This is a genomic window from Longimonas sp., assembly GCF_046498435.1.
Taxonomy (GTDB): Bacteria; Bacteroidota; Rhodothermia; order Rhodothermales; family Salinibacteraceae; genus Longimonas.
Genome location: NZ_JAWOAR010000251.1, coordinates 1 through 16,999, shown reverse-complemented (window position 1 = coordinate 16,999; position 16,999 = coordinate 1). Strand labels below are relative to the sequence as shown.

The 16,999-nt window shown below is 60.5% G+C and carries 15 protein-coding genes and 1 other RNA gene; 5 read left to right on the top strand and 11 right to left on the bottom strand.

Annotated elements, in window-relative coordinates; translation table 11 throughout:
• Positions 1-148: 148 nt before the first annotated feature.
• Together R6U20_RS09705 and R6U20_RS09700 are read left to right on the top strand one after the other, a co-directional pair.
• Positions 149-1,066 (top strand): 5'-nucleotidase, lipoprotein e(P4) family, encoded by a 918-nt coding sequence (locus R6U20_RS09705; protein ID WP_410337657.1) that lies wholly within the window; start codon positions 149-151, stop codon positions 1,064-1,066.
• 187 nt (positions 1,067-1,253) lie between these two features.
• Positions 1,254-2,957: a DEDD exonuclease domain-containing protein gene (locus R6U20_RS09700; RefSeq protein WP_410337656.1), complete on the top strand. Its 1,704-nt coding sequence runs from the start codon at positions 1,254-1,256 to the stop codon at positions 2,955-2,957.
• 276 nt (positions 2,958-3,233) lie between these two features.
• Here R6U20_RS09700 and R6U20_RS09695 read toward each other — a convergent pair whose 3' ends face one another.
• Complete coding sequence (locus R6U20_RS09695) at positions 3,234-4,760, bottom strand: alkaline phosphatase (RefSeq protein WP_410337655.1); 1,527 nt, start codon at positions 4,758-4,760, stop codon at positions 3,234-3,236.
• A gap of 416 nt (positions 4,761-5,176) precedes the next feature.
• On the opposite strand from R6U20_RS09695, the gene R6U20_RS09690 reads away from it, so the two are divergent.
• Complete coding sequence (locus R6U20_RS09690; RefSeq protein ID WP_410337654.1) at positions 5,177-5,962, top strand: zinc ribbon domain-containing protein; 786 nt, start codon at positions 5,177-5,179, stop codon at positions 5,960-5,962.
• 131 nt (positions 5,963-6,093) lie between these two features.
• An RNA gene (gene rnpB, locus R6U20_RS09685) (RNase P RNA component class A) lies at positions 6,094-6,532 on the top strand.
• A 382-nt stretch (positions 6,533-6,914) separates the two neighbouring features.
• Here rnpB and secG read toward each other — a convergent pair.
• The 3 genes from secG to R6U20_RS09670 form a co-directional block, all read right to left on the bottom strand.
• Positions 6,915-7,298 (bottom strand): preprotein translocase subunit SecG, encoded by a 384-nt coding sequence (gene secG, locus R6U20_RS09680; RefSeq protein WP_410337653.1) that lies wholly within the window; start codon positions 7,296-7,298, stop codon positions 6,915-6,917.
• Positions 7,299-7,452: 154 nt separating this feature from the next.
• A complete protein-coding gene (locus tag R6U20_RS09675) occupies positions 7,453-8,010 on the bottom strand; it encodes an NUDIX domain-containing protein (RefSeq protein WP_410337652.1) in 558 nt (185 codons plus the stop codon).
• 65 nt (positions 8,011-8,075) lie between these two features.
• Positions 8,076-8,798, bottom strand: coding sequence for an RsmE family RNA methyltransferase (locus tag R6U20_RS09670; RefSeq protein ID WP_410337651.1), 723 nt, complete (start codon positions 8,796-8,798; stop codon positions 8,076-8,078).
• A gap of 172 nt (positions 8,799-8,970) precedes the next feature.
• Here R6U20_RS09670 and R6U20_RS09665 point away from each other — a divergent pair, with 172 nt between their 5' ends.
• Entirely contained in the window at positions 8,971-10,689 is a 1,719-nt protein-coding gene (locus R6U20_RS09665; protein WP_410337650.1) for a LamG-like jellyroll fold domain-containing protein, read from the top strand.
• A 202-nt stretch (positions 10,690-10,891) separates the two neighbouring features.
• On the opposite strand, the gene R6U20_RS09660 is transcribed toward R6U20_RS09665, so the two are convergent.
• The 7 genes from R6U20_RS09660 to trpD form a co-directional block, all read right to left on the bottom strand.
• Positions 10,892-11,218 (bottom strand): DUF4296 domain-containing protein, encoded by a 327-nt coding sequence (locus R6U20_RS09660; RefSeq protein ID WP_410337649.1) that lies wholly within the window; start codon positions 11,216-11,218, stop codon positions 10,892-10,894.
• 114 nt (positions 11,219-11,332) lie between these two features.
• Positions 11,333-12,481, bottom strand: coding sequence for a DUF4837 family protein (locus tag R6U20_RS09655; RefSeq protein ID WP_410337648.1), 1,149 nt, complete (start codon positions 12,479-12,481; stop codon positions 11,333-11,335).
• A gap of 53 nt (positions 12,482-12,534) precedes the next feature.
• A complete protein-coding gene (trpA, locus tag R6U20_RS09650) occupies positions 12,535-13,371 on the bottom strand; it encodes a tryptophan synthase subunit alpha (protein WP_410337647.1) in 837 nt (278 codons plus the stop codon).
• A gap of 52 nt (positions 13,372-13,423) precedes the next feature.
• On the bottom strand, positions 13,424-14,653 hold the full coding sequence (gene trpB / locus R6U20_RS09645) for a tryptophan synthase subunit beta (protein ID WP_410337646.1): 1,230 nt from the start codon (positions 14,651-14,653) through the stop codon (positions 13,424-13,426).
• Between the two features lie 67 nt (positions 14,654-14,720).
• The gene (locus tag R6U20_RS09640; protein ID WP_410337645.1) at positions 14,721-15,389 is read right to left on the bottom strand and encodes a phosphoribosylanthranilate isomerase; all 669 of its coding nucleotides are present in this window, start codon (positions 15,387-15,389) and stop codon (positions 14,721-14,723) included.
• A 108-nt stretch (positions 15,390-15,497) separates the two neighbouring features.
• Positions 15,498-16,310: an indole-3-glycerol phosphate synthase TrpC gene (gene trpC, locus R6U20_RS09635; RefSeq protein WP_410337644.1), complete on the bottom strand. Its 813-nt coding sequence runs from the start codon at positions 16,308-16,310 to the stop codon at positions 15,498-15,500.
• A 51-nt stretch (positions 16,311-16,361) separates the two neighbouring features.
• Positions 16,362-16,999 (bottom strand): anthranilate phosphoribosyltransferase (trpD, locus tag R6U20_RS09630; RefSeq protein ID WP_410337643.1); only part of this gene is annotated, 638 nt, incomplete at its 5' end.

Here is a 16,999-nt window from a genome sequence, read left to right as displayed (position 1 = left end):
ATTTCGCAAAAACAAAGCACTACTGCGCCAGATGCCCAACCTCAACGCAGGGAAAGTTGCAGGTGGCCGCATGTGGTAATTAGATTACATGGCCCGATGCGCATGCATTGGAACGCCATGATTCCGCTCCTTGCCCTTTGTTGATGCTGTGACTGATACGTTTCACCGTTGGACGACCCGCACTGCGCTGCTTCTTTTTCTTGTGGTTGGGGTTGGCGGATGCGCTGGCACGGCACCCACCACCGATTCTTCTGAGCAGCCCCCTACAGCAACCGCCCAGGCGGAGCTGCATCATCAGAGCCTGAACGCGACGCTCTGGATGCAGCGAAGCGCCGAGTACGACGCGCTGTTGCGCCAGACCTATGCCCAGGCGGCCCAGCAACTTCCGGCGCTGCTGGACGATTCGACCCTGACTGCTGCGGTGGAGCAGAGTGAGCAGATGCGCACTGGCGCGTACGCCGATCTACCACCTGCGGTCATCCTCGACGTCGACGAAACGGTGCTCGACAACTCGCCCTACCAGGCGCGCCTCATCTTGGATGACGAGACGTACGACACCGAATCGTGGAATGCCTGGTGCCGCGAGCGCAAGGCCACTGCTGTGCCGGGTGCACTGCGCTTTGTTGAGGAGGCTGCCAACGCTGGCGTCACCGTGTTCTACCTCACCAACCGCCGCGACACCGTGCGCAGCGCCACGCGCGACAACTTGGAGGCGCTGGGCTTTCCGGTTGATGATGAGCACCTCATCATGCGCGGGCAGCGTGAGGATTGGGCTGCTTCCGACAAAACCCCACGACGCGAGCACATCATGCAATCGCACCGCATCGTGATGCAGATCGGCGACAACCTGGGCGACTTCTTGTCCGAAGTCGAAACCTCGCTCGACGAGCGCGAGCGTATGAGCGCAACCCATCGTGGATTCTGGGGCACGCGCTGGTTCATGCTTCCGAATCCGCAGTACGGCTCGTGGGAGGGCGCGCTTTTCGACTATGACTATAGCCTCTCGCCCGAAGAGCAGCGTCAGCACAAACGCGAACAGCTTGTGCCCGCGCGCTCCGAAGAGTAGTGCCGTTGGTAGCGGTTCAACGCTAAGTGATAGAGGAAATATGCCAGTAGCCGGAGACTGGCATAGGCGAACGGGAGACCGTTCGCCTCAGGAAAGATTTTTATCAGGAGAGCTATCACGTAACGTCTATCCACTACCGTGCCGTTTTCGCTGTCTGTTCGTGTTGCCTGTCCCGCGTTGAACTGGTATGCCCTCACTCGACCAAACCTGCTTTGTTGTTACCGACACCGAAACCACCGGTCCTAAGGCGGGCCAAGACCGCATCCTCGAACTGGGGGCTGTGAAGGTGCAGCACGGCGAAGTTGTGGACCGCTTCCAGTCGCTCATCAACCCCGAGCGCACGGTGCCAAAGAACATCCAGCGGCTTACGGGGATCAACACCGCCATGGTCGTCGATCAGCCGCGCATGCAAGAGGTGCTGCCAGACTATCTCGACTTTCTGGGCGATGATGTGCTGGTGGCGCACAACCTGTCGTTCGATGAGAAATTCCTGAATGCCGCCCTCACCCGGCTGGGCCACGAGCCACTCGGCAACGACACGCTGTGCTCGCTTCGTCTGGCGCGGCGTCTCTTGCCCGGACTCAAATCGCGCGGGCTCTCGGCGCTCTCTACCTTCTACGATGTGCGCGTAAACGGGCGGCATCGGGCGCTGGGGGATGCCGAGGCCACCGGACGCATCCTCATGCGATTTCTGAACCAGTGCGCCTTCGAGCATCAGATCGACACGCTCGACGAGCTGATGCGCTTTCAGAACCGCTCGTATCGTAGCGTACGAAGTGCGCCGCCGCACATCGACCGGCTGCGCAACGAAACGCTCCCCGCCCTGCCAGATGCGCCGGGTGTCTACTTCTTTAAGGCAAGTAACGGCACTACGCTCTACATCGGCAAGGCCAAGCGGCTCTCGAATCGCGTGCGTAGCTACTTTACAGGCATCGAGTCGAAGCCAGCGCGCACGCGCAAGCTGCTCAAAAAGCTGCGCCGCATCACCTGGCGGACGACGGATACGGAGCTGGGGGCCCTCTTGCTGGAGGCACGGCTCATCAAAGAGAACAAGCCCAGCTACAACCGGGCGCAGCGGCGCTACCGGCGGCGGCCTTTCTTAATGCTCGATCGCACCGAATCGTATCCCAAACTGAGCTGGTCGTATCGCCTGGAGGACGACACCGCCGCCTACTACGGTCCGGTGCGCAACGCCGACCAGGCCGAACGTATCATCGACATGGCGGCGCGGCGCTACCCGCTGCGCGAATGCGACGACGACACCCTGCGCCTGGGCCAGCGCTGCCTCTATGCCGACATGGACCGCTGCTTGGCCCCCTGCGAAGACGATGTTGATGCTGACTACGACACGACGGTCGATCAGGTCGAGGCGTTTCTGGAAGGGCGCTCCACTGAACTGCTTGGCTACCTGCACGAGCGCATGCAAGACGCCTCCGACAAGCTCGATTTTGAGCGGGCTGCCGAGTTTCGCGATGGTCACGAGGCAGTGGAGCGCTTCGTGCGGCGGCAGCGGCTATGGCAAGCGCCGGTGCGCAGGCGGCAGGGTGTGGTATGGTATCACGCCGACATCGACGGGGCGATGCACGGGCTGTGGATCCGCCATGGCCGCCTGCAGGGCACCACGGTGTACGACGCCGACACGCACGCCGACACGGCCTGCACCGAAGCAAAAGCGCATATCGACACCTGGTTGCAGACCAAGGAAGCGGCGACCTTCAGCAAGCGTGCCATTAACGAAATTCGGCTGGGGATGCACTGGCTGTACCGGCATCGCAACGACATCTGCGTGGTACCGTGGCGCGGCGACGTATCGGTGTTTCAGGAGTCCACCCGGCGCGCCTGGGCCGAACTTCGGGGCGAAGATATACCCACTGAATCCGAAACGGCATAACCGAGAGGGCAAAGCCTTCGCATCCCCCAGAAAAGGCCCTTCGAAAAAAGTTGCGGGGGCGTGTCCGGTACCGGGCGTGTATTCCGCTTGTGGGAATGGACGGGGAGCATGCCACCTTGCATTGAGATACAAACTCCCCGCCTTGCGTCTGGCCGTTGCCTTTGGTAGCAGCCATACGCAACGCGCGCAGCGCCTCTCACGGGGGACGGAGAGGGCTGCGCGTTTTTTTTGTTGGGGCTATTCTATGCGTGTATTCTATGCGTCTATTCTATGCGTTTATCCTTCAGCGTGGGCACGCACGCCTGCTGTATCCACCATTAGGTCGAACAGTTCGGTGTTGCGCACAAAACTGCCCAGCGTATCGCTACCCGGGCCAATGGCAATGAGCGGCACGTAGTCGGAGGTGTGCATGCTACCAATCCAGTTGACGGCGGTGTAGTTGGCTTGCAGGGCAGAGAGCACTGCCGAGGCGCTACTGCGCGGATCGTAGACCGCTTCAAACTCCCCCTTGAGTGCTTGCTGTAGTGTTGTGGCCTCATCGGTGCCGATGTCGAGGTTGCAAGCAAAGGCCACGCGCTCCTGAATTTCGTCGATGGTGCTTTCTTCATCGAGTTCGCGGAAGATCCACTCATTTGAGCGCTGGAAGTTGGCAATGCGGTCAAACATGCCGGGCGAGTCCTCGTAGCGATCGCCAATGGCATTGAGGCCGGGGTTGGCGTTGCCGTGGTCGGTTGTAATGATGAGCAGCGTATCATCGCGGTCGGCCACGAAGTTGAGCACCGCAGCGATGGTATCGTCGAAGGCAATCTGATCGTACAGCATACCGACGGTGTCATTCGAGTGGGCCCCGTGGTCTACGCGTCCGGCTTCGACCTGGAGCAGAAAGCCCTCTTCGTGGCGGTTGAGGCGTTCGAGGGCTGTCTCCGTCATTTCGGACAGCGTGGGCACCGTCGTGGCAAGTCGGTCGATGTTACGCCGGTCGATCTCATACGGCAGATGACTATCGTAGAAGAGGCCGAGCCCCTTCTCGGCATCAGCAAGAGCGTTCAGGTCGCCTCGATCGCGAACGACGCGATAGCCGGCATCGCGAAACCCTGCAAGAAGATCCTGATTGTCCTCGCGGCCTTCAGCGGTGAAGTGGCGCGTACCGCCGCCCATAAGCAGGTCGTACTCGCGCTCCAGGTACTGCTCGGCGATGTCGTCTTCCATCCACCGTCCGGCCATGTTGATGCCAAAACCGGCGGGCGTAGCATGGGTGATGCGTGCAGTGCTCACCAGACCGTTGGCCTTTCCTGCGTCCCGAAAAATCTGGCAGATGGTGCGGTAGGGATTCTCATCGGGGTCCATATTCAGCATCGTATTGTTGATGCGATGGCCGCACCCCCACGACGAGGCCGCGGCAGCAGACCCTGTAACGAGCGAGTTAAGCGGAGCCATGTCCATGAACGCTTGCGTGTCGTACGCCTGCTCGCGGTACAGATCGACCCAGTGCGAGGTGCGGTCGTGGTGGCGCTGCAGGAGCTGGTCGGTCATGGTGAGCGTGCCCTGACTCATGCCATCGACCACCAGGAAAATGACATTGCGCGCATCTCCCTGCACATCGGCCCGGGGGCGCGGGGCAGCGTTAGCCGGAGCGCCATCACCGCTCCACAGTCCCATGCTGAGCGCAGCGGAAGAGAGGGCGGTGCGCTTTAGAAAGGCCCGGCGGTCTACGCCCTCAGATGACGGGGCGGGCTTGTCCGTTGGCGAGGAATCGGTTTGAGATGCATCGTGGTGCGGATCGGAGTGGTCTGTAAAAGCCATAAAAGCAGGGGAAAGCTACGAAAATAGAAAGCGGCAGGCCCAAGAGCCAGATCGTACGTACCGTATGGCGAGCACTGTATGGTAGGTTGCATCCAGTGATACCAGGTGGATCCGTGAATGATGACCGCGCGGCGTTTTCTTTTGTTAAACAATCGGGGGCTGACCCTGCACAGGGCTGAATACAACCGCGCGAAAAACACGGATCTGTGCATGCAAAGTGAATGAACGGGGCAACCGACAAGTTGCAGGCGCCATGTCGGAGATCACAGGGAAACGCACATGGGGTTTGGGCAAAACCGGTAGTTCGGCGCACGCCAGGTTGAACCTTGTGTGGCATCCATGGGTAATAAGTCGTTGGCTACGGCCCACAGTTTACCCACAACGCGTATACTGATCTACCTCGACCCTTGCCCATTATGGCCACTGCGGAAACGAAAAAGACTATTGAAAAGCAGCTGCGTGCGCTCATCCGGTTACAGCACATAGACAACCGCATCGACCGGATTCAGAAGTTGCGCGGCGATTTGCCCGAAGAAATACAGGATCTGGAGGATGAACAGGCCGGGTTGCAAACACGGCTGGAGAACTATGAGGAAGAGTTAAAGCAGGCAAAAGTCGATAAGCGTCAGGCCGACGTGGACATCAAAGAAGCCGAAGGCCTGATTGAGAAGTATGAGGAGCAGCAGCTTCAGGTACGGAATAACCGAGAGTACGATGCGCTGACCTCCGAAATTGAAACGCAGAAAGAGCGCATTTCTGAGGCGCGCGAAACCATTGAGCGTGCCGAGAAGACGATTGCTGCGAATGAGTCGGCCATTGCCGATACCAAAGAGGACCTCGACGACCTCAACGACATTCTGGACGAGAAAAAGGAGAAGCTGGATGAGGTCGTAGCTGATACGAAGACTGAAGAGAAGGCGCTCGAAGAGGTGCGCGATGAGGCCAAGGAGCAGGTCGACGAACGCTACCTACGATCGTACTCGAAGCTACGTGATCGTTTACGCGATGGCCGTGCAGTGGTGCCGCTTCGTCGCGGTGCTGCAGCCGGATTTGCTGTGCCGCCTCAGCGTCAGGTAGAGATTCGCAAGCGCAAGCGTGTGATTCCGTGTGAGCACACTGGCCGAATTATTGTCGACCAGGAGCTGTACGAGGAAACCGCTGAGGCTACCAATGAAGAGCTCAACCTGGGTACGGGCGTGTAGCCCCGTTTGCATTCGCGGGTCTGCTTTTCGGGTCTGCTTTTCGGGTCTGCTTTTCGGGTGTGGTCGTGTGTGCGCTGTGTTTGCTGCGCGAACATGCCCCCTAACAATTTCGTCAATCAGAACCCCCTTGGCGTACGCGCTGGGGCATCGCTCCGCTGCCCATACGGGTGGCGGTGAGGAAAGTCCGAACACCATAGGGCATCGTGCTTCCTAACCGGAAGGCGCTCGGCTGTTACAGTTGAGCGACGGCATGTGCAACAGAAAGCTGACCCGCCGATGGCCTCGACTTCTGTCGGGGCACAGGTAAGGGGTGAAAAGGAGAGGTAAGAACTCCCCGGCGTGCGTGGTGACACGTGCGGCCAGGCAAACCCCACTGAGGTGCAAGGCCAAGCAGCGTCGCACGGCTGCCTGCGGGTAGCCGATACAGCGGCCCGCTAAACCGCGACGCGGGTAGGCCGCTCGAACGCTCCGGCAACGGAGCGTCCAGATAGATGGTGCTCCTGGAGGTGCAGGCGGCCTGCGGCCCGCCCCCTTCACGGACAGAATTCGGCTTATCGGTGCGTACGCCGCCGCAGTTATCTTGCTCTGTGATACCTGCTCGGCATGCTCCGTTCGTATGTCGAGGTGCGGATGTGTGAACGGATGAACGAGCAAAACATCCGGTAGTCGCTAACTCTGACCCGGGATGACGAGGGGATCACTTGCAACCTAACAGCTACCAAACATCCATCTCCAAATTCGGTGTTCTGTGGCGGAAGTGATCCCGCAATGCGGTAACTGGATTGGGGAGGATTAGCCCCATGCATAGTTGGTGTATTCACATGAAAGCGGCCTCCTCATGAGCACTGAGGAGGCCGCTTTTGTAGTCGCAGAAGAGGAGATGCGAACACACAATGGTACCTGGGAGAGTCCCCAGCATCCACTCAGAGCGTGTTCGAAAATGACGGAGCGGTTACTCTTGGGGAGATTGCTGCTGCCCCCCATCATCGCCGGGCAGCGGAGCGGCTCCATCTTCATCGCCGGGTGCAGCTGGAATTTGCTGCTCCTGCTGTTGCGACTGGGGGGCCTGCTGCTGAATGATGCTTTCTTCCGGGCCTTCATTCTGCACCATGAAGTTGATCAGGATGCAGAGCACGATGAACGCTGTGCCCAGCACCCACGTGATCTTCTCAAGCAGATCGGGCGCTTGCCGCGTGCCTAAGACTTGCCGCGTTCCAGCGCTGGAGGCAATGCCTGCAAGCCCGCCCCCTTGACCGCTCTGAAGCAGGATGACTATGACCATCAAGAGCGCGATCAGCGTAATGATGCCGAGGGTGATGATAAACGGAATCGACATTACAGCAGGTGTATTCTCGTGTGCGGGTAGTTGGCAGGCAAACAGTGCGGACAACAACACGCATCAAGCCATTGCGTGTTGTTCACATGTATCACATATGCATCAAACATGTATGCTGTACCGGGCTGCATGTTCAGCGTAGAGGGGCTCTCGCTCAAATCTTCGTACCCCGCGCCTGAATCGCATGCCGAGCGCGTGTGAGTGCCGTAATGGTCTTCATATCTTTCAAGGTACCATCCAGCGCCTTTGTTACGGCTTCTTCAAAGGGCATACGCACAGGCTCTACAAACTCGCCATCTGTCAACTGCTGGTCGCCCTCGGTAAGGTCCTCGGCAAGGTACACATGAATGACCTCGTTGCTGTAACCGATGCAGGGGAAAAACAGGCCCATGTCCGTCATCGTCTCAGCGGTAAGCCCCGTTTCCTCTTTCAATTCGCGCTTTCCAACAGATATCGGGGGTTCGTCGTTGTGGTCAAACTTACCAGCAGGGACCTCCAGGAACGTACGTCGCGGCGGAAACCGAAACTGCTGGATAAGCATGGTGTCGCCGTTGGCAAAAAGAGGCACCACCGCCACGGCACCGGGGTGGTCGATCCACTCGCGTGGGGCGGTGCGCCCATCAGGCAGGCGCACCTCGTCGCACCGCACATGCAGCAGGTGACCGTCGAACACGGATTCCGAAGAAATAGACGTCTCGGTTAAGTCACTCATAAACAAATAGCAAGAGTATTAGCGGATGCGATATGCAGGCTGCTTTGAGTCGAGTGAGGGGCAGATCAGAGCATGCGGGCTCGTTCCAGCATAACCGCGCTGGTAGCTGCTAAGGCGGCTGTTTCGGTGCGTAAGCGTCGCGGGCCCAGTTGTACGAGCCCGGCCCCTGCCCGGCGAGCCAGATCAATCTCGCGCGGGGTAAAGCCGCCCTCGGGGCCCACAGCGAGCAGCATCCCTGCTGTACGGGCCCGCACAGCATCGACCAGGGCCTGCCGCCCGGTGCCCGATTCGTGGCAGCAGAATGCCGAGAGTCGCGGGTATCGAACCAGCACCTGCGCGAGTGAGCGTGGAGTGGTCAGCGTAGGGAGCCGGGAACGCCTACATTGCTTCATTGCAGCTACCATGATCTTGCGGAGGCGGTCTTGGCGTATGTGGTGCCGCTCTGCGCGTTCGGTAACCAGCGGAACCAGTGTAGTAACGCCCAGCTCTACAGCCTTTTCGACAAGCGTTTCGTAGCGTCCTCGCTTCTGAAGAACGCCCACAGCCAGCACGAGCGGAGCCTCGGGTTCGCCCACCTCACGTTTTGAGCGCACCACGGTGCCCAGGGCCTGGTCCTGGCCGGTCTGAGCCAGCCGCACGTGGTGCCATCCGCCCACGCCATCTACCACCACAATTTCGTCGCCCGCGCGGTGGCGCAAGGCCCGCACGGCATGGCGGGTTTCATTTGGAGGCAAAACCACGCGGCCCTGGCGAAACTGATCGGGCGGGGCATAGAAGGCAGTCGTCATGAACCGTTAGAGGCAGCGTATAAAAAGCAAAAAACCAACATACAAATTACTCAACGCGTAGCATTTACCTTACGGTTCCAGACGCCCAAACTTGCAGTTGCCACATACAAATAGTACGTTAACGGCACGTTAACATCCGCTATCGTAATTGGCTGGATGCGTGGTGAATACAATGCCGAAAAAAAGAAATCAGGGCGAGGTATTGTGGCTTCCTATTCGGTTAGGCCTCGGGGTCGCCGGGGTTATCATCGCACTGGGCTGGATATGCCTTCAGCCTGCCACCGCCCATCAAGCAGATCCTGATACGCGGTGGACGCGAGATACAACGCACGTTGTGGCCAGCCTGTCGCTTCCCCCTGATACGCGGCAGCTCGCGATCGATGGTCCATCTGACACAGCTATCGATACGGTCGAGGTGCTGCACTATGGCGTGCGTCCGGTAGCGTTTGAAGCAGCAACCCGCTCCGAGGCATGGACCCTCCATTTCGATACGCCCCAGCACGGGCCATTCGAGGTCGTGATGCGCGTGCGCACGGGAGAGGCCACCGATCGAGCTACGTGGCAGCTCACTCCATTTACCGGACCCGACACGGTGCAGGCATCTCCGGTGCGTACCACGCTCACGGTGGAGCCTGCCCCCTCGGGACGCGACACGTGGGCCTGGAGCTTTCCGAATGAAGCGCCTTCTGCCTCTCCTTTTTCGGAGCGTGAGCGGCCTGCTAACGAACGCGCTTTTACCCCGCAGCGTGTGCCGCGCGCCTTCACGATTGCGTTCTGGATGCGCACCATGAGCCGCAATGCGGTCATCACATCTACTTGGACAGGCACGCCCGAGACGCCGTATCCGCTCGAACTGGTAACTACCCCCGCAGGTCATTTGCACGTATACCATGGCACCGAAGCGGCGCATCATCCGGTGCGCACCAGAACGCTGGTTGCCGATGGACGCTGGCATCATGTGGCGGTAACATACGAGCGGGCCTCGTCGCAGACATCGGTCTACGTGGATGGGGAGCGCGTTGCCCATGAGCGTCATACGCCCCGCCCTGCCGGACGTGCGCCACTTACATTTGGCCAGCGCCCGTTCGAACGCACGCCATCAGTTGAAACGTTGTATCCGTTTCGGGGGCAGCTGGCGTGGGTGCAGACGATCCGAGACGTGCTCAATGAGGAGGCCGTGCATCGGCTACGCACCACCGCGACCCCGCATGCCCAGGCGGTGACATACGGACCCTGGCCCAATCCCGAAGCGCCCGATGCGGCCCCCCGTCGCACCGATCATGCGGTACAAGTTGTGCTCCCCCTGTCTGCTCCTACCTCAACCCCGGTATCTGACTGGCAGGCGCAGGTGCAAAGCGAGGCGGTCGAACTGTCGTGGACCGCACCGCACAGCGAGGGGCGCTACGTCGTTGAGCGCTCAACTACCCGCACAGACTGGGAACCGTTTGCGACAGCGCTCCAAGCCGACGGCACCCGCCTCTCCGAAAACGAGCGCCGATACACCGTTACCGATGCCGACCCGCGTGCTGATGTGCTCTTTTATCGCGTGCGCTATGTCACCGACAACGCGCCCGACCGTCTGTCGTCTGTGCTCAAGGTGGGGCGCGGCGCGCTGTCGGACCGCGAGAGTCCGCCCGCGTTAATCGGTAACTTCCCGAATCCCTTTCGGGAAGAAACGACGATTGCGTTTGAACTGCCGCGTGCTACCGAGGTGACGCTTACGGTGTGGACCATCACAGGTACGCTGGTGCAAGAAGTGGCCGAGCGCACCTTTTCAGCAGGCTACCACGAGGTGGCGTTTCAGCCGCATGACCTGCCCAGTGGCACGTATTTCGTGCGTCTTGAAGCCGGCAATCATGTTGAGGCACACCGCATGGTTATGCTTCGATGAAAAGATTAGACAAAGGCTATCGATAAAAAACGGGTAACTGTTAGTTGACTTCTCCCCCGGATATGTGAGGTTGTGCGATGAACCACAGGACCCTCGGTGCCAGGTCCTGTGATTCATCTCGACAAGTTGCAGGCGGTAGGCGTTCTGATCGGGATCTGCGAAGCCGCAGGCGGTAGATCACCTGCCCGACCGCTTCTACACATTACTGCTCCGGATTGCTGTCGGCATCGCGAAGGCTATCGGCAATGCCTCGAATGGCACGCAGTGAGTCAACGACCTCCTGGTAGATGTCGTGATAGGTGTCGGGATGCCGCGTGTAGTAGGCTTGCGCGGAGTCAAACTCGGCGGGGGCTACGTTATGCTGGACCAGGATGCTGTCGCGGGGCAGACGTGGGACGACCCCATCCGCGTTCAGCCGCGATTCTGCGAGATGCAGATCAACAAGCACCGCGCGCATGGTTTGGGTATCGAGAGGGGGCTCTTCATCGGTGCAGCCCGCCTGTGCGATGAGGAGCAGCCCGCATAGCAAGACGCTCGCTACGCATCCCCTTACATGACCTTGCTCGGCGTGGCATTTTCCTTCATGAGAACGCCCCTGCATCATAGTCTGCATGTAGTATGTGAAGCCCGACGGAAGGCTGCGCTACTCATTGGATGCGAGTTCCTCCTCAGATTCAACCTCGGCCTGGGTGCGAAAAGTGCGTGCAATCACCTCCATCTGGCGCAGGAAGTCGCGCTTGCCGTGTTCGGGGGCAAAGACCGAGCCGTCGATCATGTAAACGCGGTCGGTGTCCTGGTCATAGAAGGTGTAGTTGACAAACGGCCCGCCACCGCCCATTTCTTGCAAGCTCTCGCCCTCTTCGTCGGTGCGGCGCACGAAGTGCCACAGGCCGCGTGTAATGTAGCTGTAGCGGTCGAGAAACTCGGTTTCCTCGGTGTTTAGGGGACGCCGGTAGTCGGTGCGTACAAATCCGGCGACATTGCCGCGCAGGTATTCTTCGGTGAGCGAGTCGCGCGTGTTGTAGATCCAATCGGGGGTAATATCGCCGGGCGCCATGCCTTCCACGTAATGGATCATAAGCTCGCGCCGCGTATCGGTCAGCACGCGCCGTAGCCAGATAAACCCGCGGTCTTCGGTGGTGGTGTCAATGGCAATCTGATAGTCGTGCTGCACGTTGACCGCAAAGTCGTGGCGCTGCATGAGCGTGTCTTCGAGGTTGTACTGCCGCTCTTTTTCGAACATCTCGCGTTCCATGCGGTCGAGCGTCACCTCGTGAAAGGTATCGCGAATGTCGGATCCGCGCTCAGACAATGCGTCGATTAGCTGCTCGGTGTTTGCGGCGGTGAGGTAGTAGACGCGTTGGCTACGCCGCCACAAGTTGTTGCGGGGTACGACTACAGGCGTGCCGTCGAGGGCGGCCTGCAGCACATCGTCGGAAAGGCGATCGCGTAGGAAGTTTGCGACGGGGGTTTCGTCGCTCAGCGGGGCGATGAAGACTACGTTTTTGTGGCGCTGCACCATGTCGAAGACGCGGTCGGAAGCGAGGTCAACCTGGCGCAGGTCGAAGGTGCGCTCGGGCGTGGGTAGCGTTTCGACATACGGCCCGATGTAGCGTTGCACGGCCTCGCCCAGCCCGCTATCCCAGTGCGTGCTATCGATGACAACCATAATTTCGCCCTCCTGCCCCGTGGCGCGGGGCCGGTAATCGCCATCGAAGGCGCCTTCGCATCCAGCCAATAGCACAAGAACGAGGAAGGGGGCGGCCAGGCCGCGAAACATTCGCACGGGCATATGTAGGTGTGCCGTTGAGAAGAAAACAGACGCCTTGTCAAAGTAGACGTCTACTACGCCGGATTGCTCCCTGCCGTTACGGCCTTGCCGTGCTTCAGGGCGTGCGCAAACTGGCGGATGCGGGTGTAGCAGTCGTCGTCTGTGAGCGCGTCGTCATCCCAGCAGGCCTCGATCTCTTTGATGAGTGCAGACCCGACGATAAAGCCGTCGGTGTGCTGCGAGAGTGCTTGCGCATCCTCGTGGGTCGCGATGCCGAATCCAACCAGGAGCGGGTTCTGGGTAACGAGTCCGCGAGCGCGTTTTAGATACGACTGCACCGCGCCGCGTCCGTCGAGGCGCGAACCTGTGAGACCGGTGACCGACACCGCATACACGAAGCCGGTAGCCAACTCATCCACACGCTGGATGCGCGCGTCAGAGGAGTTGGGCGCGATCAGAAAGACCAGGTCGAGCCCCGCCGCCTGGGCGTGCTGAGTAAGCAGCTTCGCCTCCTCGGGCGGCACATCGGGCAGGATGAGTCCATCCACGCCGGCGTTGGCAGCCTTCGTGCAGAACCGTTCGATGCCGTATTGCAGCACCGGGTTGATGTATCCCATGAGCAGCACGGGCGTGTCGCTGTCTTCGCGAAACGCGGCGACTGTGCCGAAGGCGTCGTCCATCTGCACACCGTGCGACAAGGCACGGGCACTGGAGCGCTGAATGGGGAGCCCCTCGGCCAGCGGATCGCTAAAGGGCATGCCCAGCTCAATGAAGTCGGCGCCGCCCGCGTCAATCGCGTGCAAAATGGGCACGGTGGCGTCGGGATGCGGGAAGCCGTTCGTGGTGAACAGGCCCATGGCGGGTGTCCCCTCGGCACGGCAGGCAGCTAAGGTGTCGGAAAGTCGAGACATTGCGAGTGGCAAGGTTGGACGGGGGGAAGGATGGAGGAGCGGAAGAACCGATTTACCGGTGTTTGGCGATGGTTTGCATGTCTTTGTCGCCGCGCCCGGAGCAGTTGAACACGATGATGCCGTCGGGACCGATTTCGCGGGCCAGGCGCTGCATCGGAGCCATGGCGTGAGCGGTTTCAAGCGCGGGGATGATGCCCTCTTGCTCCGACAGCACACGCACGCCGTCCATTGCTTCGGTGTCGGTGGCCGACACGTACTCCACGCGTCCGGTGTCTTTCAGGTGCGAGTGTTCGGGGCCGATACCGGGGTAGTCGAGGCCCGCCGAAATCGAGTGGGCAATCTCGACCTGGCCGCCGGCGTCTTGTAGCAGGTAGCTCATGGCACCGTGAAGCACACCGGGCGTGCCCTTCGACAGCGTGGCCGCATGGCGTCCGTTGAGCCCTTCGCCCGCAGCCTCTACGCCGATCAGCCGCACGGCTTCGTCCTCAATGTACGGATAGAAGATACCCATCGCGTTCGAGCCGCCGCCCACACAGGCCACGACGGCATCGGGGGTTTCGCGTCCCTCGTGCTCACGAAGCTGGGCGCGCGTCTCATCCCCAATAACGCGGTGGAAGTTGCGCACCATCATCGGGTAAGGATGTGGCCCGACCACCGAGCCGATGATGTAGAACGTGTCGTCGGGATTCGAGACCCAGTCGCGGATGGCTTCGTTCGTTGCATCTTTGAGGGTGCGGCTGCCGCTTAGAGCCGGACGCACCTCGGCGCCCATGAGCTCCATGCGCTCTACGTTCAGGCGCTGGCGCTCCATGTCTTCCTCGCCCATGAACACGATGCAGTCCATGCCGAATTTGGCGCAGACGGTGGCGGTGGCCACGCCGTGCTGCCCGGCGCCGGTTTCGGCGATGATGCGCGTTTTGCCCATGCGCCGCGCCAGCAGAATCTGGCCGATGGTGTTGTTGATCTTGTGCGCGCCGGTGTGGCAGAGATCCTCGCGCTTGGCGTAGATCTTGGCACCGCCGTAGTAGTCGGTCAGGCGGTCGCAGAAAGAGAGCGGGGTGGGGCGTCCTACGTACTCGCGCAGCAGCGTGCGGTACTCGGCATCGAAGGCCGGGTCGGCTTGGGCCTCGGCATACGCTTCGCGCAGCTCTTCGAGCACCGGAACGAGGATCTCAGGGACAAACGCGCCGCCGTACGGACCAAAGTGGCCGGTGGCGTCGGGTGCGTTGTAGCGGGTGGTGGAGTCGGGAGCGACGTTCGGTGCTGGGGATGCGTTGGGCATGGGTTAGCGGGGTTGGATGCAGGAGGGTAGATACAAAGTGTGTAAGAACAGGTAGCGCCGGAGCAGGCTACGATGCGTCGGCAGCTTCCTCTTCGGCGAGTTCGTCTTGGATGGCACGGAACGTATCGAAGAACGCATCGATCTTGTCGAGGCTCTTCACGCCGGGGGCGGTTTCGAGTCCGCTCGACAGGTCCACGGCGTACGGACGCATGGTGTGGATGGCGCGTTCGATGTTGTTGGCATTGAGTCCGCCCGCCAGGAAGATGCGAAACTCGCTGCTCAGTTCGCGGGCCAGGCGCCAGTTGAACGATTCGCCGGTGCCGCCCCACACGCTGCTGTTGTGCGTGTCGAGTAGGAAAGCGTCTACGACATCGGTGTACGGCTCCATGAGCGCGCGCAGTTGGTCGGAGGCGGCATCGTGGCGCACGCGAATCGCCTTGATGACGGGCCGGTCGATCTGGGCGCACACGGCGGGTGGCTCGGTGCCGTGGAGCTGCACATGGGTGAATCCAGCCGTCTCCACTGCGTGGTTCACCGCATCGGCATCGTCATTCACGAACACGCCCACTGCGTCGATGCCGTGCACCCACTCCAGAATCTTCGCGACCTGCTTCGGACGGATGTAGCGCGGGCTCTCCTCGTGCTGAATGAAGCCGAGGTAATCCGCGCGCTTCCCGGCCAGGTAGCGGGCTGCTTCGAGGTCGGTGATGCCGCAGACTTTGATCTTTACTGACATAGCACGTGACGGGTTGGAGGGTTGGAAGGTTGGAGGGATGGAGGGATGGAAGGATGGAGGGATGGAGGGATGGTGGAGACGTGCACCCATACATCCACACCTCCACACTTACTGTTGTTGGGCGATGGCGATTTCGCGGGCGGCGTCGCGCAGGTCGGTGAGGGCCTGGCCGGGGTCGTCGGCCCGCATAAAGTGCTCCCCAATGAGCACGCCGTTGATGCCGTTCTGGCGGAGACGCACCAACGTCTCGGGATCGCTGAGCCCGCTTTCCGACACCCAGCCCACGTTGCGCGGTACGTGCTGAAAGATGTCGAGCGAGTTGTCGATATCTACCTCAAACGTATGCAGATTGCGGTTGTTGACGCCCAGCAGGCTCACCTGGTCGAAGTCGATCTTGTCAAGGTCCTCGTGCGCGTACACTTCTACCAGGCACGACAGCCCCAACTCCTCCGCCTGCGCGTGCAGGTCGTAGAGCAGGTCCGCTTCGAGCGCGGTGGCAATCAGGAGCACCGCATCCGCACCAGTCGCTTTTGCCTCTACCAATTGATACGGATCGACGATGAAGTCTTTCCGCAGGAGCGGTGTGTCGGGAACGTGAGCGCGGATCCACGCCAGGCTTTCCAGCGAGCCTTGGAAGTGGAGTGGCTCGGTCAGTACCGAAATGGCGGCCGCCCCGTGCTTGGCGTACGACTGCGCAATCTGCGCCGGTTTGAATGGATCGCGAATCACACCTTTGGAGGGGGAGGCCTTCTTCACCTCCGCAATAAACGACATGCCGCGCTGCTTCAGGGCCTCGGCCAGCGACAACGGCTCGTGATCGCTAAAGAGCGGACGCTTTTTCAGCTCGGAAAGCGGTGTGTGCTGCTTGCGGTCGGCAATCAGTTCACGCGTGTCGGCTACAATGTCGTCTAAAATGCTCACGGGTGCAGGACGGTAAAATACAGGGGGATGCGAAGGGCAGACGTTCCAGCGCTATTTGGGCGCATCGTTCGAGGCTTCAATCAGCGTGTTGAGGGCGTTGAGCGCACGTCCCGATTTGATGCTGGCTCGGGCGGCATCGAACGCAGCGTCGAGGTCATCGAACTGTCCGCTGGTGTGCAGGGCATAGCCCGCGTTCAAGAGCACCACATCGCGGCGAGGCGATTGGTCGGTACCGGCCAGGATGCCGCGCAGGATTTCGGCGTTCTCGTGGGCATCGCCCCCGCGAATCATCTTGTTGGATACACGGTCGAAGCCATGCTTCTCGGGGCCAATCTCGCGGCTGATAGGCATATCGTGGCGGCCATCGGCATCGAATTCGAAGAGCGTGCTGGCATCGGCGACCGAGAATTCGTCCATGCCATCGTTCGAGTGCACGGTGATGACGTGATCGCTGCCCAGGCGACGCAGAATCTGCACCATCAGTTGGGCAGTGTTCAGGTCGAAGGCCCCCACCAGTTGCCGCGACACGCCTGCGGGGTTGCAGAGCGGTCCCAGGATGTTGAAGCAGGTGCGCACCCCCAGCGATTTGCGTACGGGCATCACGTGCTTCATAGCCGGGTGGAAGTACGGCGCAAATAGAAACGCAATACCGGCTTCCTCCAAACAGTACTCGACCCCCGGCTTTTCCA

Excerpts from the sequence above, each read along its gene's own strand:
- R6U20_RS09700 (WP_410337656.1), top strand. The coding sequence starts at position 1,254 with ATGCCCTCACTCGACCAAACCTGCTTTGTTGTTACCGACACCGAAACC.
- R6U20_RS09695 (WP_410337655.1), bottom strand. The coding sequence starts at position 4,760 with ATGGCTTTTACAGACCACTCCGATCCGCACCACGATGCATCTCAAACC.
- R6U20_RS09690 (WP_410337654.1), top strand. The coding sequence starts at position 5,177 with ATGGCCACTGCGGAAACGAAAAAGACTATTGAAAAGCAGCTGCGTGCG.
- secG (WP_410337653.1), bottom strand. The coding sequence starts at position 7,298 with ATGTCGATTCCGTTTATCATCACCCTCGGCATCATTACGCTGATCGCG.
- R6U20_RS09675 (WP_410337652.1), bottom strand. The coding sequence starts at position 8,010 with ATGAGTGACTTAACCGAGACGTCTATTTCTTCGGAATCCGTGTTCGAC.
- R6U20_RS09670 (WP_410337651.1), bottom strand. The coding sequence starts at position 8,798 with ATGACGACTGCCTTCTATGCCCCGCCCGATCAGTTTCGCCAGGGCCGC.
- R6U20_RS09665 (WP_410337650.1), top strand. The coding sequence starts at position 8,971 with ATGCCGAAAAAAAGAAATCAGGGCGAGGTATTGTGGCTTCCTATTCGG.
- R6U20_RS09655 (WP_410337648.1), bottom strand. The coding sequence starts at position 12,481 with ATGCCCGTGCGAATGTTTCGCGGCCTGGCCGCCCCCTTCCTCGTTCTT.
- trpA (WP_410337647.1), bottom strand. The coding sequence starts at position 13,371 with ATGTCTCGACTTTCCGACACCTTAGCTGCCTGCCGTGCCGAGGGGACA.
- trpB (WP_410337646.1), bottom strand. The coding sequence starts at position 14,653 with ATGCCCAACGCATCCCCAGCACCGAACGTCGCTCCCGACTCCACCACC.
- R6U20_RS09640 (WP_410337645.1), bottom strand. The coding sequence starts at position 15,389 with ATGTCAGTAAAGATCAAAGTCTGCGGCATCACCGACCTCGAAGCAGCC.